Here is a 21364-nt window from a genome sequence, read left to right as displayed (position 1 = left end):
GAAGGGCGAAGTGTACGGATTTCGGGCCTTTGTATCTGTTATCAGATGCCGTAAAAATGTTTTTGAGTGTTAAAGCGTAGAATTTTGTTCTAGGTGTGTTTAGTGGGCTAAATATCGTCGAGCTAAAAAGTTGACTTGTTTAATTGCTAATCTATATTTCTAAATGATATAAATTATATCCATGTGGAATATGAGAGCGCAGAATGGGTCACAGTGAAATGAATAGCTCGTTTGGATACACAGCGACTAAGTCGCCAATACATGTAGAAGCCTTTTTGGACAGCGACAGCGAAACGTTTAGCTATGTGGTTGCCGACATTAGCACCAGCAAAGCGATTGTGATCGACCCGGTGTTAGACTTTGACTACAAATCCGGACGTACTAGCACTGAAAGTGCTGAGAAAATAGTGGCTTATCTAAAGCAACAGGGTTACCAGTTAGAGTGGGTTTTAGAAACGCACGCTCATGCGGACCATGTATCTGCAGCCCCTTTTTTAAAGGCTAAAACGGGCGCTAAAATCGGCATTGGTGAACATATTAAAGTCGTTCAGCAAACCTTTAAAACAATCTTTAATTTAGAGAAATCGTTTTTGCCAAACGGTACGCAGTTTGATCATCTTTTTAGCGATCAAGACATTATTGCCGTCGGAGGCATGTCCATCCGGATAATGCATACCCCAGGGCATACCCCAGCTGATTTGGCTTACATTATCAACGAAGAAATGGCGTTTGTTGGTGACACGCTGTTTATGCCCGATGTGGGCACTGCGCGCTGTGATTTTCCTGGTGGCAGTGCTAAAACGCTGTACCGCTCGATCCAATCTTTGTTGGCATTAAAGCCACAAACCGAATTGTATGTGTGCCACGACTACCCAACAAAAGACCGAGGACACGAATGCTGCACAACGGTTGCGAAACAACGCGAGTTGAATATTCATATACGTGACGGGGTGAGTGAAGCGGAATTTATAGCACGTCGCGAATCGCGTGATAAAACGTTGTCGATGCCTCGCCTTATCCTACCCGCCATTCAACTCAACATTCGAGCAGGCGACATGCCGCCAGCGGAAGATAACGGCCAAATCTACTTAAAAATTCCTTTGAACATGCTCTAGTCAGCGCAATCGGGAGTACAGACGTGATGTTGCAAGCGCTATTTGGCGCCACAATTATCGGCCTTAGTTTGGGCGTGTTTGGGTCTGGTGGTTCAATTCTGACCGTACCAATTCTCATGTATCTACTTGACGTACCTGCGCCACTCGCGATTGCCTCTTCATTGGCGATAGTTGCTGGGATTAGTTTTGGTGGGAGTATTTTTAACGTGTTGAAGCGCCAAGTGAGTTATCGGCACTTAATTTGGTTTGGTCTCCCTGGCATGTTTGGTACTTACTTCGGTGCTTGGTTTGGTTCAATCGTGGGCAGCCGAGTTCAACTCTTCGTGTTCGTGGTGCTGATGAGTATTGCCGCCGTGTTTATGTGGCGAGGACGTAAAGAATCGACATCAACAGCGGTGCAGCCTCTACAATTATTGCTGCTTGAGGGTTTTGTTGTTGGGGTTGTGACTGGTTTTGTAGGCGTCGGAGGAGGCTTTTTAATTGTTCCCGCTCTAATGTTTTTTGCAGGATTACCAATGTTGCTCGCAACAGGAACAAGTTTAATGATTATCGCAATGAATTCCAGCTCGGGGTTTGTGAAGTATTACGAGGCTCTACAGTGCTCAAGCGATGATCTTTGATTGGGCGCTGATAGGTGTAATGGTGTTTGGCGGGATTTTAGGTAGTTTATTTGGAAGTAGGCTTAGTACGTTGTTGCCCAAACAATGGTTGCAAAAGGGGTTTGCCGTGTTCTTGCTCGCCATGTCTGGTTTCGTATTCATGCGTAGTGTCTATCTGTAGTCTAATTAGAGGGTTATATGGTCAAATCGTCACAACAGTTAGTTGAACAAGCAAAAGGTGCGATAAGTGAAGTCTCTGTGCTTGAGCTGTTCGAAGCGTTACAAAACGATGACTCTGTTTTAATTGATGTGCGTGAACCCGAGGAGTTCAACGTGGGACACCTCGCCAAAAGCGTAAACTTTCCTAGGGGCGTGCTTGAAATGAAGATTCATCTCCACCCGATGGTGTGTGATTTGTGTGATAAAGATGCACTTGAATGCCTCGCACATCGTCCGATTTACCTTATTTGTCGCTCTGGTGCACGTTCAGCCCTTGCAGCGCTGAGTTTAAAAGAAATGGGTTTTGAGAAAGTCTATTCAGTCGCGGGTGGTTTTATCGAGTGGGTTAACAGTCACTTACCTGTTGAAAACGGTGGCTAGGCTTATGCCGATAGCCACGGGGTTGATTTTCGTTAAGCATCTGTTTCATTTAATTTTCGATAGTTTTTGCTGACTGCTTTAGATTCAACATGAGCACCAATACCGTGGCACAGGACAGCGACAATGCCGTTGCTATCGCGGCGCCTTCGATGTCATATTTTGGAATAAAGTAAAGGTTCGCCGCTAAATCAATCATTATTGCCGCCGCGCCAACATAAACGATTTGTAAGCCATTCCCGTTGTACTGTTGCCAAGTAACACTTGGCGCTGCAAATGCCCATATACTGTATCCTGCAATCAGCCAAACCAACGCGGGTTCAGCATTTAAGTAACTTTCACCAAAAATGGCTAAAAGTGAATTTGAAAATAGGAAAAGCAATACCGCAATTGCAGCAATGACCATAATCGTGATGCGCTGTGCTTTTTTTAATAACGCAAGTGCTTGGTCAGGCTGTTTGTCAAAGTAGTGACCAATTAAGGGCATAAAAAGACTTGCGATAGTCACTTGAGTTACGGGAATAAGGTGCGCCAAGGTATTTGCTGCACCGAAATGGCCGACCGTATGCTCTTGTGAAATCAGCTCCAACATAAATATGTCGGTTTGGTTTAGCAACATCGTGACGAGCATCGCGAGCATCATTGGGATGGAGAGTTTGAGCAACTTCGAGGTGTCTAAACTATGCGTCGGTTTGAGTGAATGCAGTAATCCAAGCTGCTTTAAATAGCGTAATTGCCAAAATAAAATGGCCAGTACTACCGAGATCCCTGCTGCTATTACATGAATGACCGACAACGTAGTAAACCATTTTGCAAGTAATAGCACACAAAGCGCTTTGAGCGCGGGGAGTGCAATTCGCCACGGTAAATTAGATGCAGCAAGTCTTTTAGCACTTTGCAGCACTCGACTTAAAATTGCACCAACTGCGATGAGTGGTACTGCAAGCACCATATAAGCCATCGCATGGTGGTCTTGTTTATCAAAGGAAAACAGGTAAGCAAAGCTTGCCACCCACGTCAGAACAATAACGATAAGGCTAAGCACAAACGCATTTTTAAGATAAAAGGCGAGGTAATCGATAATGGTGCTGGTGTGCTGCTCTGAAATAGGCCTTGATAAAATACGGGGGGCCAGTCTGTCTCCACCTAGTAACACGAGTACTGACATTAACGTAGTGAAACCATAGGCGACTTTGTAATCGCCATATTCATGTACGCTTAAATGCCGAATTAGTGTCAGGTTAAACGTATAGTCAGCGACGTATCCAAGCAAAATTGAAAGAATTAGAAAAAGCGCGCCTTGGCTTAAATACTGATTATGTTGCTCAGACATACTTGTGGGTACTTAAAGGTAAAGTTAGTTTATTTTAACATTTATTTATCATTTTAAGCATCCTCTCGATGCATCAAATTCGATTTATTTCTAATCGGTTCAAGCTGATAACTCAAATTTCTGTACGTAGTGATTGTATTTTGTCAGTTAGTTTTTAACAAAGCCCCAAGACATCGTCGTGGGGTATTTTAACGTTTAACTGGTGCGAGTTTGCACCAGTATCGAAAGGTGGGTAACTCAACTTACCGCGTGTTTCTGTGTTGCTTTGAGAATGGATAGGTTGCTGATAAGCAGAAAGACGGTACAACAAATGAGCGCCACTTTAATTGATGCGTAGTAGTCGTAAATAAATTGCCAATGGTAAAATTGAGAGGCAAATGATTCGTCAATCCCCAGTCTTTCCAAATTTCTTATTTGATTTTCCACTATCGCAGCTAAGTCAACAAAGCAGAAGACAAAGTACAACGACATCATCGGAGCGTGAATATAGCATTTTTCAAAGAGATTCAGTTTTACCGTTAAAGGTCTGGATTTGTAAAAATAGCACGCTAGAGTTTGATAACTCCAAATGCTAATCAAGGTAACTATGTCCATGGTCAAATGTATAGGGAAAATGACATTGCCTTGAGTGTAGCCTGAGTAATCTCGCATAAACAGGTGATATGGGATTGTTAGGCCTATCTCAATGATTGTGGATATGATTATTAGTAACGTTATAAACTGTGAAGAACGGGACTTTTTTGATAAAAAATAGATTCCAGCAAGCATTACCACATACAAACTTAGATAATAGACCCCTGATGACATGGCGATTAAAATAATAATGCTTAGTTCGGCTCCTTTGCGAGCGATTTCCTTTAGTTTGAATTCCTGTGAAGTCTGAAGTTGACGGTCGTAATCTCTTGTCCCTTCAACGATTTCCGAAAGACTTAAACGACTAATTTGCGATAGCTTTATCAAGGTATCGAGCTTGAACGACGACTTACCATTGAGGTAATCGTCTAAGGTGGATTGGCCAATACCCAATAAGTCACAAACGCGTTTTTTCGTGTAACCGCGTCTTGCTTTAAGCTCATCGATTATTTCACGAACGCGCTGTGTGACTTCTAATTCTTCTGGCGATTGCATATCAAAAGTCTGTACTCATCAAACCCAGCGTTAATCAAATTTGAGAAGTGGAAATCGTTCTTTGAGATTTAATGTTCCTTATATATATTGAAAAAAACAATAAGGCAACCAAAGAAATGAGCGTATATTTAATGTATGCGTAACTATCATAAAAAAAACGAATGCTTTTGAATTGCTGCACAAATTCCTGATCAAAGCCTATTTTATCTAAATGTCTTAAAAAGTTTTCTCCAAGAGTCAAAATGTCTGCAGAACAGAATAAAACATATACACCTAAAAGTGGGGCATCTAGAATGGATTTTGAAAAAACTCTAGCTTGTTGTGCGGGAGTAATGTCTTTGACTACTCTTAGGCACATACTTTTCCGGTTCGAGATACAGTACGCAGTCAAAAAATCAACCGCGAGATGGTAAGACAAAATCATCGTATTCCCTACAAAACCAACATATTGGCTGTTGATTCTTGGGAATAGAGTTATTCTCAATATAATTTCAATTAAGGTGAATGATATAATAACAATAGATAGATAGCGATAATTGAAGTCATCTTTATTTAAAAACGCTAGTATTAAAATAAAGGAAGTGAAAAGTGGCAGCAATATCATGTCTGAATATAGATATGTCGCACCTAAAAAACCTAGTACGATTGAAATAATTCCAATTTTTTTCAAAGAGTTCATATAATATCCTTGTTATTATATTCCACTTTTTAGAGGTGTTTTTGGTGGTGGGGCTTTCATCATTTCTCTTGCTTGTGCAGGTTCGCTAGTCAGTTCGCCTCCAGAGCCACCTGAAATTGAGATTAACGCCTTAACTTCAAGGATTTTCTTGCTTGATAGGTTCGATTTCTTCTTCATGTTGGGTGTCCTTTTTTAATTCCTGATCAAATTCTTTTGTGCCTTCAAGAATGTCGCCTAAACGTGTGCGGCTAATTTGAGCAAATTTAATTAGTGTACCTAAGCGAAAAGAACTGGTGCCATTGAGGTGGTCATCTAACGTGGTTAAGCCAATCCCCAACAGTTCACTGATTTTTTTCTTGGTATAGCCGCGTTTGGCTTTCAGCTCTTTAATAATGGTATGGATCCTAAGTGTGACCTCATACTCTTCGGGTGATTGCATGGCTCCCTCAATGCTAAAATGCCAAACTTTCGCATTACATTGTTACCTTACCTAAAACAATGGATGTTAGAAAGTTTGAAATAATAAATTAAGTAAAATTAATTCCTTGTATTTACAGTGTATAAATAACGTTAACAAAAATATCATATCTCGGTATCAGTGAAAAGAATATTTTGTGAGGCGTTCCTAATTTTGTAATCTATTCATTGTATTGTAGGGAGCGCGGGGACGAGTAAGTGTTTACGGCCCACGCGGGGCCGCAATGAAAAAATGTTTACAATTGTGCCGATAAAGGAACCTGTTTGCGACTTTGGTTTGGTTTTCGACGTCTGAGCCACAAATAACTACCTGTTATGGTGAAAATGAGCGGGGTTAGGCCGATTACACACCATATAATCTTACTTGTTAGCCCTGCAAAATAACCGAAATGCAGCTTTCTAAAGCTATCAACAACGGTGAAAAAAGCAGGCGCTTCACGGATGTCAAAATTAGGTTCAAGCACGCCAGACTCTTTGTTGAAAGTTACAGTTGATGAATATTCACTGGAAAGCACACCAATGTCACCGACTTCACCAAAGAAGGTAATTTGGCGACCTTCTTCGAATGGGAAAAGTAAATACGTTGTTCTAAATCCCCCCATTTGCGTTTGCGCATTTTTCGCCATTGCATCGAGTGAAAGAGCTTGATTGTATAGTGGCCCAGTTACCACCTTCTCTTCATCATGATGCTCAAATTGATGATGGATTATTTCTGAGATGTTCCAATACGCACCGGTAAAGCCAAGTACCAAAAGAATTGGTGCTGACCAAATGCCCGTGAGCTTGTGAAGATCGCTAAAAAATGCAGTGCGCTTGACGTTCAGTCGCAAACTAAAGAATTTTTTCCAAAACTGTCGATAAATCACAAGTCCAGAAATGCCCATGAACAATAAGATTATTGAGGCTACACCAGTTATCCAAAGACCAGTTTCACCAATCAGAAATTTGTAATGAAGGTCCAGTAGCCAGTCGGTTAGATAGAAGTTGGCGGGTACAGGTTCTGAGCGGACAGTGCCCGCATATTGATCGAGATAAACTTTGTACCAGTCGAGCGTACCATGTTTTATTAGATAGATGCGGTCAGCTGTTTGTCCATCGTCAAAGATTTCCCAGCTACCAATCTCATAATCTCGAAACCGATTTTTTAGTAAAGTATTTAATTGGTCGTAGGGAAGGCGGGTACCAACTTGTGCGTCGACTTTCGCCAATTCAGGCATGATCAAATGGTCTAGCTCTTCTTTGAAAACGAGTATGCTGCCCGTTAGTGAAATGACCAAAAGTGGTATGGCAATGATAAGACCCAAATATCGGTGCCACAGGTGCAATGCTTTTTTCATTCGGTGACGTCCTTAAAAAAAGCCAACCGCCGAGGTCGGTGATTGGCATAACACGCAAATTACGGTGCAACTAAGGCACGATTACAGTGCCCAATTAAGCGTTAATGAATAATTACGTGGTGCACCATAGAAACCTTGCGCCCAATAAAGTGAGTTAATGTACTTTTTGTCAAATACATTGTTCGCGTTAAACGTAAGGCCAACCGTTGGTGAAATTTGATAGCTCGCCATGAAATTGACTAAGGCATATGCCTTTTGCTCGGTCACAACTCGAGGTGATTGAGCTTGCACGCGACTGATGTCATCTTGCCAACGCATGTTCATACCAAAGGTTAACCCTTCTAACGCCGCAACATCGTATTTAGCAGCAAGCTTAAATACTTGTTTTGGCGTATAATTTTTAACAAGTTCGGCTTCTGTGTTGCCAGCATCAACCGAATCGGCAACGTCAATATTCGTGTAGGTGTAACCGAGGTTTGCACTAATCCCAAAACCTAAATCGCCGCTCAGTTCAATTTCGTAACCGGTCGATTGAATTCCAGGTGCTGCTTTATAAACTGAATTATCTGGCGTCGAGTTTTCGACGTCAGCAACCGCAATGTTCACTTGTTCGGCATCGAAAAGTGCAATGTTCAGCATCAAATTGTCGTTGAAAAACTCCGCTTTTACGCCGATTTCACGTGTATCGCCTTCAATCGGAGCGAGTGATTTTTTATCAATGCCTTGCTCAAATTGTGGCGCAAACGTTTCACTGTAGGAACCGTATACGTTCAAATCGTCGTTGAAGGTGTACACTGCGCCAAAATAATGCGTTGTATCACTGTCGTCGCGGCCTTTATTTACTTGATAAGCGGCTCCTTCCGTTTCCCAATCAGTATGGCGAAGGCCGGTCAGAAGTTTTAGGTCTTCATTGAGTGAGAAACGGGCTGAGACGTATTGAGAACGCTGACGGTTATCAATTTGTGAGTCTCGTTAGACCATCGACAAGCGTTGGACGAGGCGCATAACCATCCCATGTACCAAGGTTTGGCATTGCAGGAAATCCATTACCTGTTGTGAAATCGTAAAGTGAACGCTCGTGATAAGCCATTTTGGCTTGGCTCGCACCCACAGCGATTAGATGATTTTGACCAAAGAGGTCAAAGCTGCCTTGTGTATAAACGTCAAAGAGGTTATGTCTGTCTTTTAATTCATAGTCGCTCGCATAACCGGTTAGTCCTAAGCCTGTTTGAGCGTCAGGTGTACCATAGACGTAGAACAGTTCAGAGTCTTGTTCTGTTTGAGCGTGAGCGTATCGAGCGAAAAGCGTCCAATCTCCGCCGAGGTAGTGTTCTAGTTCAACAAATGCTTGCTTTGAGGTGTTGTTCCAAAATGCCCAATTTGATGCGGTCGATGTTGAGACGTCCAAATCCGTTGCATTCCCCGCTGAATCGAATAGCGGAAGCGCGCCCCAAAGTGGGCTGTCGGCATCATTTTGTTGGTAAGTCAGGCTGGTTGTTAACGTTGTATCGTCTGTTAGGTTAAATTCGGTGATGCCATAAAATACGTTACGGTTAACGCTGTAACGGTCGAGATAAGAATCACGGACTTGGCTCACAACCACAGCTCGGGCGGCAACGCTGTCATTAATGCGACCTGATACATCCGCATCAATACGGCGGTTTGACCATGAACCCAAAGTAAAAGAAAGGCTTGCTTGTGCATCATCGGTCGGTCGTTTGCGAATAAAATTTACGGTAGCAGAAGGATTACCTGCACCTGTCATCATGCCATTTGCACCCATCACGACTTCTACACGCTGATAGATTGCTGTGTCCAACGTGCCTTGTAGCGAACCGCGTTCTTGTGGAAGACCTAAACCATCCACTTGGAAATTGGTGATGTCGAAACCACGCGCTTTATAATAGGTACGGTCCGTTTCAATTTTTTCAACTGAGATGCCTGGTGTGGTTTCAAGAACTTGGTTTACGTCATCTAACGAAAAATCATCCATTAGCGCACGAGTAACAACCCGAACTGATTGCGGTGTATCTTTGATTGAAATCCCAAGTTTTGAAGCAGTTTGTGCTTCAATCCCTAAATAATTACTTGGTTTGTCGCCAAGTACCGCAATTTTCTCGATGTCTTGGTCTTTAGCTTCATCAGCAAAAGTAGGGGTGGAAAGTATTGCTGAAGTTGCAATAAATAATGCGCTTAACTTGAACATTTGATGAGTCATAGTGAGCCTGAGTCAGTGTGATTATGTGATTTTTGCGCATGCTAATACAAATGCGAATAATTCGCAAATAAATAAAGGTGAATTTCTGTACTGTAATAGGGACGGTTTGTTTCGCAAGAAAATTCATTTCGATCTGTTTAAATTCAATAGGTTGCTTGCCTATTTAGAATGGCAATAGGCTTTCGCTTTTTGACGCCGAGTGTTGGAGTTGAAAGTTAACGTTGACGAAGAAAAAAGATTTTTTGCAAAGCCTGCAACTTAAATGCGACGGCAATGATCTGATTTATTTAGTAATTTGCAATTTAAGGCTGTGGGCTAATCTATTTTGCCTCTTTGATTTTTCTTATTGTCGATTATCGATAGATGGGAAGGTACAAGTACGGCTATTCGTTGAATACGTATGCAATTAAGAATTCATTGAGCAATCCTCAAAACAGTCGTAACGTGCCAAGAAAAGAATAATAAATATACAGCCCATGAAAACCATACTTTCGCTCTTTGCGACGATGATGAGCTTGTGCGTTATGGCGCAGCCAATAAAGTTGCAAAGCTATTCACAAGACAGCTCATTACCACACAAACTGCTAGTAAAAGCACTTGAACGAGCACATCTGAATTACACGCATCCCTATGAGAGCGATAAGGACATCTCAAATGCACGTATTTTAAACGACGTGAAAACAGGTCAGTTGGATGTTATGTGGAGCATGACCTCCAAAGAACTTGAGCAAGAGTACCAAGCAATCTATATCCCGCTGTTTCGCGGCTTGTTAGGTATGCGTGTCGCTATCGTCACTCAACACAATGAGCACCTGTTCAAACAAGTTCGTTCACTTGACGATCTCAAGCGGTTTACTGCAGGACAGGGGAAAACTTGGCCGGACACGGCGATATTGAAAGCGAATCAGTTACCCGTTGTAACGACGTTAAAATACCCAAACTTATTTTTCATGCTTGAAGGGGAGCGATTTGACTACTTTCCTCGAGGCGTCAATGAACCTTGGGATGAAATTCTGTCTCACGCTGATTTAGGGCTAACGGTTGATCCATATCTGGTGATTAAGTACACCGCACCGTTGTATTTTTTTGTGTCTAAGAACAATACCACGCTGGCAGTGGCACTCGAAAAGTCGCTTAACGACATGGTGCAAGATGGCACATTTAACACGATGTTTTTTGGAGATAATCAAGTTAAAACAGTCCTTTCAAAAGCGCACTTGAGCGAGCGACTCATTTTAACTATCGACAACCCCGCACTGAGTGCAAAAACACCGCTAAGTCGCAAAGAACTCTGGTTTAATCCACTTGAAGAAGGCGTCCAATAAAGATGAAGTCATTACAATACAAAATATCTATGGCGCTTGCTGTGGGCTTAGTGGTGGTGTTTATCGCGGTCCTCGCCGTAAATTACGCTTTGCTGCAACGAAATGAAATTGAACGCTTTGACACAAACGTTGCGGCACTTAATGAACAGGTAAACGTTATTCTATCCGAGCCGGTTTTTTCATATGACAAACCACTGATTGAGCAAATCCTCAATGCATTTGGTTCAAGTCCTGATATTGCTGAAATCAGGGTGTTCGATCATCGCAACATCCTGCTTGGGGAAATCCACAATCAAACGCCGCCTGCGAAGTTTGCAAAAGCGCATGAGTTGAATTTACGTTATCAAGACAAAGATATTGGCCATGTTACCATTGTGTACAGCAAACAAAATCTCGCGAACAGTATCAGCAGCGCTTTACTGTCCATGGTTATCACGTTGGGTATATCGTTCGCAGTGCTTGGGTTTGTTGTCCTTGCGGTGATCCGCATGTTGGTTGTAAACCCAATTGTGAGTGTAAACAGCCTAGTTAAGAAACTCGCCGCGGGTGGGGGAGACTTAACGCAACGAATTGACTATCACTCGTCAGACGAAATCGGTCATTTAACCCAAGGTTTTAATCGATTTATCGAACAAGTCCAAAAAATAATTCAAGGATTAGGTGCAACTTCCCATGAACTTGAAATCATTGCTCAGCACGTAAAGCAGGCGACACTCAATTCCAAAAAAGAAGCCGAACAAGAATACGACTTGACAGAAAGCGCTACAGATTCTTTGACACAATTAACGGATGCAACCAAAGAAATTGCCGAGGTTGCAAGCAAAACGGCGTACCAAACTACACAAGTTCAAACGTTGTGTAAGCAAGGTGCGACCAGTATGAACGAAAACGACGGCCAGCTGCATGCGCTTGAAGACAAATTGGACTACACCTCAACGGTTGTTGCGCAACTGGAACGCAGAAGCACGGAAATCAGCCAAGTACTTGATGTGATCAAAAGTATTGCTGAACAAACCAATTTACTCGCACTTAATGCGGCAATTGAAGCTGCGCGGGCAGGTGAATCAGGACGAGGGTTTGCTGTGGTTGCAGATGAAGTGCGGGCACTTGCAAGTAAAACGCACCAATCAACAACGGAAATCGAAGCCATTATTAGCGCACTACAAAATAACGCGTCAGAATGTGTGGAAGCCACATCCCAAAGTAAACAGGTGAGTGCGAATGTGATGGAAAGTAGTCGTACGAGTCAGTCCATCTTCAATTCCATCGCACGGCAAGTGGATGAGATTAATCTGATGAATGAACGAGTTGCAGCAAGTTCTGAAGAGCAAAGTAATGTTACACAAGGGGTGCTTAATACCATGGAGCAGATTAACCATGGTGCTCGTGCACTGAGTGCCCAAACCGAGCAATTAGAAAGAACGGTGGCTCAGTTAAACGAGTTAGAGAAAGGTATCGTGACTAAATTGGAACTCTTTAAGTACTAACGCGCCATGGCAATCAAATTCGGAATAGCGGGTTAATGAACCAATGTTTGTGTGCAATGGTCTATCGTAAAGAGATAGGGAACACCTTTTCCGAATAATTGCATCCGATGTGCATAACGAGAACAATAATGGTCAGTGAAAATAAAGACATGCTAATAAAAGTCCCTGCGGTTACCCTTGGATTTTGGGTGATTAAAATACTGGCAACGACGCTGGGCGAAACCGGTGGCGATGCGGTTTCAATGTCGATGGAATTGGGGTATTTAGTTGGCACCGCTATTTTTATGACGCTATTCGTTGCTGCCGTTTTCTGCCAAATTAAGGCTAAGTCGTTTAACGCATCGCTTTATTGGCTCACGATTATTGCTTCGACAACCGTCGGAACGACACTGGCTGACTTCGCGACACGTTCACTCGGGATAGGCTATTTAGGCGGCACGGCACTGCTCACGTTGCTTTTAGCAGCAGCCCTTTTCATTTGGTACAAGGATCTAGGGCGTGTTGATGCGGGATCCATATCTACACCCAAAGCAGAATTCTATTATTGGGTAACGATAATGTTTTCTCAAACGTTGGGGACTGCATTAGGCGATTGGACCGCAGATACCGCTGGACTTGGCTATCTAGGTGCTGCGGCCATATTCAGCACGTTACTGCTTGTTGTTGTAGCGCTGTACTACGTCAGCACCGTATCAAAAGCCGTTTTGTTTTGGTGTGCTTTTGTATTAACTCGACCTCTCGGCGCTGTGGTTGGCGACTTTTTGGATAAACCTATCGCGCAAGGTGGTCTTGAACTAAGCCAATATTCTGCAACAGTCGCGCTTGCTACAGCAATTCTAGTCTTGGTTGTGGTGTTACCGCAAAGAGCCGCAACTCAATCCCACTAATGATAAATGTGTGATTGAGATAAGATTTGTCATTGTCGAACAAGTGAATAGAGCAAAAGCGATTAACATGGTAGCCGTCTGCGATTGTTACCATGTTACGAGGTTGCCCCAGTTAAACAAATAGTTAGCAAGCTTTGATAACGAATTGTGCTTGGATCATGCCTGCTTGATAAAACGTTGTTGGGTTCTCAAAGCCCGCTTTCATAATCACTTCGTTTAGAGAACCTTGAGACAAAATAGCAACGTCCGTTGTGTAGGCTTGTTTTGCTTTGTCGATAAGCTCCTGTGATAAATCAGCATTCATCATAAGTGTCAGCCAAAAATCAAGCAAAGCAGCGTAACTGGTTCCGAGTGTATCTGCTGTTAGGTCGGCATTTATCAGGATGCCACGTGGTTTCAATCGCTGTGCAATTTGGGCAAAAAACTCACTACGAACGTGATTGTCCATAAAGAAGTGCGACACCAATAAGCTGGTTGCAGCATCGTGACGTGTCGCGTCATCTAAAGTGTCTAAAAATCCACAATGGAAAGTACAGCGTTCATATATGCCCAATTCATGGGTCATGGAAATACACAAATCCATCATGTTTCTTGCCGGCTCTACAACGGTAAATTGTAGAGAAGGGAAGTGTTTTGCTAGATGCGCAATTTCTTTTCCTGTACCAGCCCCAACACAAAGCAGAGAACCGTCTTCAGGTATGTTTTTTAGAATGGACTCCATAAAAAAATACAGTGTGTTGGTGATGGGGGCCATGCGAATCCATTGTGCGTTGTAGTTTGGTGCCATGTCATCAAACGCTTGGACTATTTCATCTTTGTTCATTCAATCATTCTCTTATCAATTTTAACTAACGTAACAATTATAGTTACGTGAGATGGTGTTTTGCAATACATGTAACTTTAAAAGTTTCTTGATATACTGACGCCGGTCTCACCTTATTGGAGCTTATTTTGAGAAAAGACAGTCGGTTATCTCGGGTATTACATGCATTGGCACACATGTCTCATCTTGGTCGTGCTGTGACTTCAGAAGAAATGGGAAAAATGCTCAATACTAACCCTGTGGTGGTTAGACGGACGATGGCGCTTTTAAAAAAAGCGGGTTACATCACGTCGGTTAAAGGTCATAACGGCGGGTGGTCGTTGATTGGTGAATTGTCAGAAATCACCTTGTTGGATATTCATCGTGCACTCGGTGAACCTACGATTTTTACGATTGGATTATCGGATGAACATACTGAATGTCTGATTGAAAAAGCGATCAATGAATCATTAAGCGGTGTAATGGATGAAGCGCAATCACTCATGTTACGTCGTTTTGGTGAGATAACGCTTGATTTAATTGCGAATATTACCCCGCCAAGCGAATAAAAAACCTATACCTGATTTGCGAAACACGATTTCACGGCATGAAAACTACCGCAAAGAAGGCAAATAACGGGAAAAATGCACGTTAAATGTCACTCTATTGTTTAGAAAATATATAAACTGATTGTTCAAAAATAGATATTATCAACATTTTATTTATTTACTATGCTAGTCCCACACCACAACGAAGGTGTAGGAGAAAAACATGTTTGAGCATATTGGATGGATTGTAGAAGCAAAAATACGTCAGGGTAAAAAAGCCGAATTCGAGGCTGTTATGTCAGAGATCGTTGCCAAAACGCGAGAAGAGCAGGGAACATTAAACTATCAATATTACCTTTCTGAAGAAGGGGATGTGTTGGTGTATGAACGCTTTGCGGATGTGGCGTCTGCTCATATCCATGTAAGTAATTGGGATACTTTCGCCGAACGTTGGGTTGCGGCGGCGATACCCACTCGTATGGTTCATTTAGGGGAATTACCTGAAGATCTGCGCGCACGACATAGTGCGTTGGCACCTCTGTGGTTAAAGCCTTTTGGTGGCTTTGCACGTTCAGTTTAACCTTAAGTTTAATGATTTTGAGGAGACAATAATGGCTTACTATTCAGTTTTAGATGTAACACCGACAAGTGAAAGCTGGATCCCAGCATATATAGCGCCTGCAAATCGTTTGGTTGCTCAATATGGCGGAAAATACATTGCACGTACATCTAGTCATGAGCGATTGGATGGGCAAGGTGATACACCTGCGCTCAGGATTATTATTCAATGGCCATCAAAGCAGGCTGCAATTGATTTTATGAACGATCCTGAATATTTACCGCATTTAAAAGCACGAACGGAAGGCTCGGTGAGTAACCATTACTTAATCGAAGGCATTGACGGACTTGCGTGATCTGCAATGTGCGTTGCGTATGGGGAAAATAGACAATTAAACATCTGAGGTGTAAGGGATTGCCCTTAGAAGATTTGTATTTTGGAATTAAACAACGAAGGGAGAACATTTGTGCGGTGATAACACCGCACAATTAGGGCTTGGTAAGCTTAGATAACTTCTACGTCGTCAGCTTGTAAACCTTTAGCGCCTTGAGAAGTTGAGTAGCTTACTTTTTGGCCTTCAGCTAGAGTTTTGAAACCGTCGCCTTTGATAGCACGGAAGTGAACGAATACGTCGCCACCGTTGTTATCTTGAGAAATGAAACCAAAGCCTTTTGACTCGTTGAACCACTTTACTGTACCTGTTAACTTAGACATAAATATAAACCTATAATAAATAATTAAAAAATTATGTTTGGTGTAGACTTGAATTTTACAAATGTAGCTAGATTTAGGTTTTATTTAGTAAAACAGAATATAGCGAACAACAAATAACTCAGACATCTTCAAACGACCACCACTATACGCGTTATTTTTCTAATGTCGAGAGGTTTTGTACAAAAAATACACAAAAATTAATAAAAGTCATCTTTGGAACCTACTTTTTTTTAAAATTATTCTGTTTTTCCGCAAAAATCTAATTTACTGATTGGTTTAATTGAATATATTGGCTCGCGAACAGCTTAACTATGGGCGTCGTGATTTTTGCAAAGTCATGGAAACGATTTGTTTTTACATTGGTGTTGATAGCGAGTGAAAGTTGAAAAGCGGGAACCACAACAAGAAAGCACTGCGCACCACGCGATACACCACCATGATGATAGTAATCAACCAGTCCCATTTCAGTTCCGAGATCAAGTTGGCCTTTGCGCCAGCCAATGGCGTAATTCTGTGGATTCACTTGGCCATTGTTTAAAATCTGAGGCGACCAAAACTGGTTTCGTATAAATGCTGGGATAAACTCCTCTTGCAACATACTTTGCCCTAATTTAGCTAAATCCTCGGATGTCGAAATCCAACCACCACCAGCAAGTCGATGACTTAAATCCACTTCTCGCCAAACACGTAAGGACGTAGGAGTGGCTTTCGGATGCCAGTAAAACGTGGCGAGATGATGTGCAGTTTGATCACGCACGTTTTGCTCTGTTGCGGTATTAGTTAACTGCAAAGGATCTATGACAGACCCCTGCATCCATTGTTGGTATGGCATGTTTGCACGGATCTGCATCACGTCACTTAATAAGACGGTCCCCAAACTGGAATATTCAAATTGCTCACCGGGTTTAAAAAGTAAATCACTGTCTTTAAAAAGACTAACGGCGTCATGCACATCGTCAAAGTGACGGTCGAGTCTGATGCTGGCAAGTAAACCACTCAATTGCGTGTTTTCTCCGTAGTGGGGGATGCCTGCCATATGTGAGGCGAGTTGGCGTGGTGTCATATTTGCCCACTGAGGATTCGGTAAATCGTGATAGATGGCCTCAAGCGGCGTATCTAGCGTAATTAGGTTTGCTTTTACGAGCTGTGCAAGACCTACAGAGGTAAGCGCCTTAGACGTACTCCCAATGCGAAATTGCGTTGCCGAGGTCATGGGCTGTTGCGTTTCTATATCGGCCCAGCCAATAGCACCAGTCCAAACTCGATGATTGTCTATGGCGATGGACGCTGTTATTCCTGGTACTTGGATTTCCTCTTGATGTTGCGCAAGTAATTTGAGTGATTGCGCCGCAACTGATTGATAACGTCCATCATAAAGCTCGGTATTTTGTGGGAGATGACCCTGCAGTTCGAGCCAGCCCCAAGGTGACATCGGCAGTTTTTCTTTGTGGCTATAAAAGCCGTAGATTGGTTTTAAGTACACCCCAATAATCAACAGGACGAGCAGGAAAATCGTTTTCTTTAAGTGCTTCATGTGTTCCATCCACATTCATAATATTTATCGCTATCTTTATGAATTGAATGAAAATAGTCTTATCAAAAATGAAAAAAGCTGTGCATTTTTAAAATTGATCACGAAATTCTGTCGGCGTTATCTTCATTTGTTGTTTGAATGCTCGATTGAACGACGCGATAGAACCATATCCCATATTTAGGGCTAACGTTAGAATCGGTGTCTGTCTGAATTTAGGGTCTTGCAACTGCGCGCAAATCGCTGGGATCCGATAGCTATTTAGGAAATGGGAAAAATTGCTATAGCCCAATGATTGGTTAATCAGTTGCCTAAGTTGATGTTGTGGTACACCAAGTTCCTGCGCAAGCAGAGCAATAGTGAGATTTGAACGTGTGTAGAACTCGGCGTCCATTAAAGCTTGAAGTGCTGACAGCATGGGATTACGGGCACTGGACGTGGGTGTCAATTTGATTTCTTTTTGTGACAATTCGGCCGCAATTTCAGTGCGCTTTACTATGCGAAATGCAGCAAAACTGGTGGCAGCAAGTACACTGGCGGAATTGCAAAGGCTAAAAAGCCAATGATCTTTGATGCTACTGATCGATAATTCGAAAACAGTTAGGATCCCCATATAAAGCGCGCAGCCTATCACGAGTATGAGGCGAAACTTCCGGCGAGCGTCAATTAAGTCATCTTGGTAACCTGATATCCCCAAAAATAGGGTGATCATCAACAGAATCAAACCAACAGCGTGATTTATGTCATGTAGCGGGTGATTAGCGGTCGTGAATAGGAAAAAATAGCACATTAATACAGACCACAATCCCAATAACCAAATTGCCCATTTGGGGTAGTGAGAAAACGGGAGGTCCGGTTTCAGCTGCGTGTAGGCAAACAGCAAAATCGCAGTAGCGCTTAAGTCGGTAAACAGTAACAGTGGACGTCGCAAAAGCCCGTAGTGGTGGTCTTCAATTGGTGCTGTCAGTAAAAGATAGGAAATCGCGGTGACTATCAAAAAACTTTGGGCGTATCGCTGCAATACGCTCGTCTGTTTAAATGCAAGTATAGCAAGCAGAAGTAACTGGCCAACAGCCGCAAATCGAAAGAACAGGTCGACAATTTGGTCGGAGGATAATGAAATCATCAATAATAATATAAAATCGTTGCTAAGCGCAGGCTAACAAAGTTATCTGTAGTAACGCAATGAATCATCTGATTTTTTAACGTACACTGTCGTGGTCATTTCAATTCAAGGAGGACAAATCCAATGAACAACCTAACCTGCGCAACCGGGCTTGCCGCCATCTTATTTGCAACGCTGTCGACTCCATTAAGTTCAGCAGAATCGCCTATACAGGTCTCTGAAATTGTTAAGTCCACACACAGCTGGGATGGCACAGCACTTCCTGCCTACCCACAAGGCCAACCTGAAATTCGCATTTTGAAATTCACCATTGCAGCGGGTGCGACACTGCCACTTCATCAACATCCAGTGATCAATGCAGGAGTGCTGTTGAAAGGAAAATTACACGTTGAGAAAAAAAGTGGTGAAGTGCTTATTTTAAATCCAGGCGACCCGATTGTTGAAGTAATTGACACATGGCACTTTGGCCGCAGCATTGGTGAAGAAGCTGCTGAAATTATGGTATTTTACGCAGGCATTGAAGGCAAACCCATAACCTTAAAAGCGAAATAGGCGAACATATCTATAATGTATTGGAGGTCAAATACAGCAAGTTTATTTGGGTCGATACATGGTATCGAGACCCGGAATGTTTTGTTCCCAAATGGGTATATCATCACCTAGATAATGGCGCACAGCATCCAAAAAGAGCCTAGTTCGCACCGGTAAATCTCGATGTGGGTAAACGGCATACATTGCACTGAAATCTGGGAGATGCACGTCAGTGAGCATCGGCACGAGGTTGTTGGCGTCAATGTGTTTGGAGAAGAAAAACGCAGGCGTCGTAAAGTATGCGGTGTGCGAAAGCACTTTTGCTAGCAACGTTTCACCATCATTAGAGCGAAATACGGGGTTGATCACCTGTTCTTTCGGTTCGCCATTACTGTCAATGTAACTGATAGATTCAAAGCGAATGTGTGAGTTGGTATATACCGCGGCCGGCAATTCAGCAAGGTCATCCATTGTTTTTGGTTCACCGTAAATGTCGATAAACTTTGGTGTCGCTAAGATGAGCATGCGGATCCTCGCGAGTTTCCGTGCGACAAGCGACGAGTCTCGTGGCTCACCAATACGAAATGCGATGTCAAAACCCTCAGAAATAATATCAACCACTCGATCGTCAAGTCGAAGCTCGACATTGACTTGTGGGAAGCGCTTCTGAAAATCGTTGATAACGGGCATGAGGTAGTGCTTGCCAATGTAATTGGCGGCCGTGATGCGCAGCAATCCTCGCGGTTCTTGGTGATAGTTTTCAGCCATTTGCACGGTATCTTGCAGCAACATTCGCAGCTCGGCGGCTTTTTTCACCATCTCCGCACCCGCGGCCGTCAGGGAAAAGGACCGAGTGGTGCGATTGAGCAGCCTGACACCTAAGTCTTCCTCTAGCTTACTAATTTGCTTCGATATCACTGAGCGATCGATATTTCGAAGTTCAGCAGCTTTTGAAAAAGAGCCTTGCTCAACGACTTCAAGCAGCATGATGAGACGACTGGTTGTATCCATACTTACCTAACCTATACACAATAGCGCAAAACATTGATGCGATTCTGGCACTAATAATAGCAAAAAACCACTGCAACCCTAGGATTTATCTGAGGTTTAGCGATTTTTTAATGTATAGGTGATTCGTCGGGTTTCTTATAACGGCGCTTGTTGCAATCGTTCGCAAATGATTTAATAGCAAAATATGCAAGAGTTGTTAACGAACGGAACATATCGGCACAACTTGAGTAACAGCCGCAGGACTAAGTCGGCAAATAGGTAAGAAACAGGAACATCATGTTGTCAACTAACACAAAGATGTACGCAATTGAGCTTGTAGAAAGTGGTCCACAATTAGAACTGGTTAAGGCAGAACACGATATGCCTGGTTCTCGGTGACAATGAATTACTGGTTGCCATTGAATATGTTGCACTAAATCATCTGGACGCAAAACTCGCACGAGATGGTTTTGAACAGTGGGAATATCCTCACATTTTGGGCCTTGATGCGGTCGGTACTGTGGTGAAAGCGGCCAAAGGTGTTTTCCCCGCAAAAGGGTCTCGCGTCGTATTCAATGTGTGTTTGTCGCAGCAAGGCATGTTGCGTGAATACGCTGTTGTCCCCAATCATTCTGTTTCTGAAATCCCAGATTCTGTCGGCAGCGAAACCGCGGTGACGTTGCCAAATGCTGGTATGGCTGCGTTGTTAGCAATTGAAAAGTTGCAAATACAACAAGGCGATACGCTTGCTATTAATAGTGCACAAGGCGCTGTGGCGCATTTCGCTATTCAATACGCTAAAATGCGAGGCGCGCAGGTTTTTGCGTTTGCGCAAAAGTCTCATCATAAACGGTTATTGTCGTTGGGCGCGGATTTCGTTTTTGATTGTGAACAAAACAATATCTGTGAACAGGTTAAACGCGAAGTGGGTAATGGTGGCTTTGATTGTGTGCTAAACACCCAAGGTGGAGCGTCATTTCTGCAAGATTTGCAGCGTTTACGATTCTGCGGTCGTATTGTTTGCTTAAATGGTTTTGGTGAGATCCCCGAGCGATTATTGTTCGAGAAGGCACCAAATATCGGCGTGGTGTCGGTCGCTGGTGCGTGGCTTGCGAATAGCTTGTGCGCACAGCAAAGATTATGTTTCATGGGTCAGCAACTACTTAACGACGTCGCGAGTGGAAAAGTTAAGTCTCCAGAAGTGTCATTAATTGACTTTGACGTAAGTGCGGTACGTGATGTGTTGTCGCGTTTGCTCACGCAAACCTGCCAGCAACGACCCGTTATTAAAATCCCTCATCAAGCGGATTAAACAGAGCAATTCACGAACAAAAAAGCGCGACATTAACTGTCGCGCTTGTATGCTTTTTAACCTCGGTCA

Annotated in this window: 22 protein-coding genes and 1 pseudogene; 12 read left to right on the top strand and 11 right to left on the bottom strand. The window is 42.9% G+C overall.

What is annotated here, in order from left to right; translation table 11 throughout:
* The first annotated feature begins 203 nt into the window (after window positions 1-203).
* From J5O05_RS04990 to J5O05_RS04980, 4 genes are read left to right on the top strand one after another with little or no spacing between them, the layout of a single operon-like run.
* Window positions 204-1115 carry an MBL fold metallo-hydrolase gene (locus tag J5O05_RS04990; RefSeq protein WP_244369820.1) on the top strand — a complete coding sequence of 304 codons (912 nt, stop codon included), beginning with the start codon at window positions 204-206 and terminating at the stop codon, window positions 1113-1115.
* Between the two features lie 26 nt (window positions 1116-1141).
* Window positions 1142-1735, top strand: coding sequence for a sulfite exporter TauE/SafE family protein (locus J5O05_RS04985; RefSeq protein ID WP_280117676.1), 594 nt, complete (start codon window positions 1142-1144; stop codon window positions 1733-1735).
* A complete protein-coding gene (locus tag J5O05_RS22365; RefSeq protein ID WP_280117675.1) occupies window positions 1725-1895 on the top strand; it encodes a TSUP family transporter in 171 nt (56 codons plus the stop codon). Before J5O05_RS04985 ends, J5O05_RS22365 begins: the two co-directional genes overlap by 11 nt.
* Before the next feature lie 17 nt (window positions 1896-1912).
* Complete coding sequence (locus tag J5O05_RS04980) at window positions 1913-2314, top strand: rhodanese-like domain-containing protein (protein WP_208843857.1); 402 nt, start codon at window positions 1913-1915, stop codon at window positions 2312-2314.
* Window positions 2315-2363: 49 nt separating this feature from the next.
* Here J5O05_RS04980 and J5O05_RS04975 read toward each other — a convergent pair whose 3' ends face one another.
* The 6 genes and pseudogenes from J5O05_RS04975 to J5O05_RS04950 form a co-directional block, all read right to left on the bottom strand.
* Entirely contained in the window at window positions 2364-3644 is a 1281-nt protein-coding gene (locus tag J5O05_RS04975; RefSeq protein ID WP_208843856.1) for an oligosaccharide flippase family protein, read from the bottom strand.
* 237 nt (window positions 3645-3881) lie between these two features.
* Window positions 3882-4772 carry a helix-turn-helix domain-containing protein gene (locus tag J5O05_RS04970; RefSeq protein ID WP_208843855.1) on the bottom strand — a complete coding sequence of 297 codons (891 nt, stop codon included), beginning with the start codon at window positions 4770-4772 and terminating at the stop codon, window positions 3882-3884.
* 34 nt (window positions 4773-4806) lie between these two features.
* Entirely contained in the window at window positions 4807-5451 is a 645-nt protein-coding gene (locus J5O05_RS04965; RefSeq protein WP_208843854.1) for a hypothetical protein, read from the bottom strand.
* Window positions 5452-5587: 136 nt separating this feature from the next.
* On the bottom strand, window positions 5588-5890 hold the full coding sequence (locus J5O05_RS04960) for a helix-turn-helix domain-containing protein (RefSeq protein ID WP_208843853.1): 303 nt from the start codon (window positions 5888-5890) through the stop codon (window positions 5588-5590).
* A 274-nt stretch (window positions 5891-6164) separates the two neighbouring features.
* Window positions 6165-7265, bottom strand: a complete 1101-nt coding sequence (locus J5O05_RS04955; RefSeq protein ID WP_208843852.1) for a PepSY-associated TM helix domain-containing protein — start codon at window positions 7263-7265, stop codon at window positions 6165-6167.
* Between the two features lie 81 nt (window positions 7266-7346).
* Window positions 7347-9483: pseudogene (locus J5O05_RS04950) on the bottom strand (TonB-dependent siderophore receptor).
* 476 nt (window positions 9484-9959) lie between these two features.
* On the opposite strand from J5O05_RS04950, the gene J5O05_RS04945 reads away from it, so the two are divergent.
* The 3 genes from J5O05_RS04945 (at window position 9960) to J5O05_RS04935 (ending at window position 13182) form a co-directional block, all read left to right on the top strand.
* Window positions 9960-10808, top strand: a complete 849-nt coding sequence (locus tag J5O05_RS04945; RefSeq protein ID WP_208843851.1) for a type 2 periplasmic-binding domain-containing protein — start codon at window positions 9960-9962, stop codon at window positions 10806-10808.
* Between the two features lie 2 nt (window positions 10809-10810).
* Complete coding sequence (locus J5O05_RS04940) at window positions 10811-12295, top strand: methyl-accepting chemotaxis protein (protein WP_208843850.1); 1485 nt, start codon at window positions 10811-10813, stop codon at window positions 12293-12295.
* A gap of 128 nt (window positions 12296-12423) precedes the next feature.
* Entirely contained in the window at window positions 12424-13182 is a 759-nt protein-coding gene (locus J5O05_RS04935) for a COG4705 family protein (protein ID WP_208843849.1), read from the top strand.
* A 124-nt stretch (window positions 13183-13306) separates the two neighbouring features.
* On the opposite strand, the gene J5O05_RS04930 is transcribed toward J5O05_RS04935, so the two are convergent.
* The gene (locus J5O05_RS04930) at window positions 13307-14005 is read right to left on the bottom strand and encodes a class I SAM-dependent methyltransferase (protein ID WP_208843848.1); all 699 of its coding nucleotides are present in this window, start codon (window positions 14003-14005) and stop codon (window positions 13307-13309) included.
* A 128-nt stretch (window positions 14006-14133) separates the two neighbouring features.
* Between J5O05_RS04930 and J5O05_RS04925 the strand changes: the two genes are divergently transcribed.
* From J5O05_RS04925 to J5O05_RS04915, 3 genes are all read left to right on the top strand, one after another.
* The gene (locus J5O05_RS04925; RefSeq protein WP_208843847.1) at window positions 14134-14553 is read left to right on the top strand and encodes an Rrf2 family transcriptional regulator; all 420 of its coding nucleotides are present in this window, start codon (window positions 14134-14136) and stop codon (window positions 14551-14553) included.
* A gap of 202 nt (window positions 14554-14755) precedes the next feature.
* Window positions 14756-15112: a putative quinol monooxygenase gene (locus J5O05_RS04920; RefSeq protein WP_208843846.1), complete on the top strand. Its 357-nt coding sequence runs from the start codon at window positions 14756-14758 to the stop codon at window positions 15110-15112.
* Between the two features lie 31 nt (window positions 15113-15143).
* Window positions 15144-15446 carry a DUF1330 domain-containing protein gene (locus J5O05_RS04915; RefSeq protein ID WP_208843845.1) on the top strand — a complete coding sequence of 101 codons (303 nt, stop codon included), beginning with the start codon at window positions 15144-15146 and terminating at the stop codon, window positions 15444-15446.
* Between the two features lie 149 nt (window positions 15447-15595).
* Here J5O05_RS04915 and J5O05_RS04910 read toward each other — a convergent pair whose 3' ends face one another.
* The 3 genes from J5O05_RS04910 to J5O05_RS04900 form a co-directional block, all read right to left on the bottom strand.
* Window positions 15596-15805, bottom strand: coding sequence for a cold-shock protein (locus J5O05_RS04910; RefSeq protein WP_208843844.1), 210 nt, complete (start codon window positions 15803-15805; stop codon window positions 15596-15598).
* A gap of 259 nt (window positions 15806-16064) precedes the next feature.
* Window positions 16065-17339, bottom strand: coding sequence for a serine hydrolase domain-containing protein (locus J5O05_RS04905; protein ID WP_208843843.1), 1275 nt, complete (start codon window positions 17337-17339; stop codon window positions 16065-16067).
* 88 nt (window positions 17340-17427) lie between these two features.
* Window positions 17428-18462 carry a helix-turn-helix transcriptional regulator gene (locus J5O05_RS04900; protein WP_244369945.1) on the bottom strand — a complete coding sequence of 345 codons (1035 nt, stop codon included), beginning with the start codon at window positions 18460-18462 and terminating at the stop codon, window positions 17428-17430.
* Window positions 18463-18585: 123 nt separating this feature from the next.
* Between J5O05_RS04900 and J5O05_RS04895 the strand changes: the two genes are divergently transcribed.
* Window positions 18586-19014: a cupin domain-containing protein gene (locus J5O05_RS04895; RefSeq protein WP_208843841.1), complete on the top strand. Its 429-nt coding sequence runs from the start codon at window positions 18586-18588 to the stop codon at window positions 19012-19014.
* Between the two features lie 42 nt (window positions 19015-19056).
* Here J5O05_RS04895 and J5O05_RS04890 read toward each other — a convergent pair whose 3' ends face one another.
* Entirely contained in the window at window positions 19057-20004 is a 948-nt protein-coding gene (locus tag J5O05_RS04890) for a LysR family transcriptional regulator (protein WP_208843840.1), read from the bottom strand.
* Window positions 20005-20362: 358 nt separating this feature from the next.
* On the opposite strand from J5O05_RS04890, the gene J5O05_RS04885 reads away from it, so the two are divergent.
* Window positions 20363-21295, top strand: coding sequence for a zinc-binding dehydrogenase (locus J5O05_RS04885; protein ID WP_341874721.1), 933 nt, complete (start codon window positions 20363-20365; stop codon window positions 21293-21295).
* Window positions 21296-21364 lie beyond the last annotated feature (69 nt).

Source organism: Pseudoalteromonas xiamenensis, assembly GCF_017638925.1.
Taxonomy (GTDB): Bacteria; Pseudomonadota; Gammaproteobacteria; order Enterobacterales; family Alteromonadaceae; genus Pseudoalteromonas; species Pseudoalteromonas xiamenensis.
This window is presented reverse-complemented; position numbering and strand designations above follow the sequence as displayed.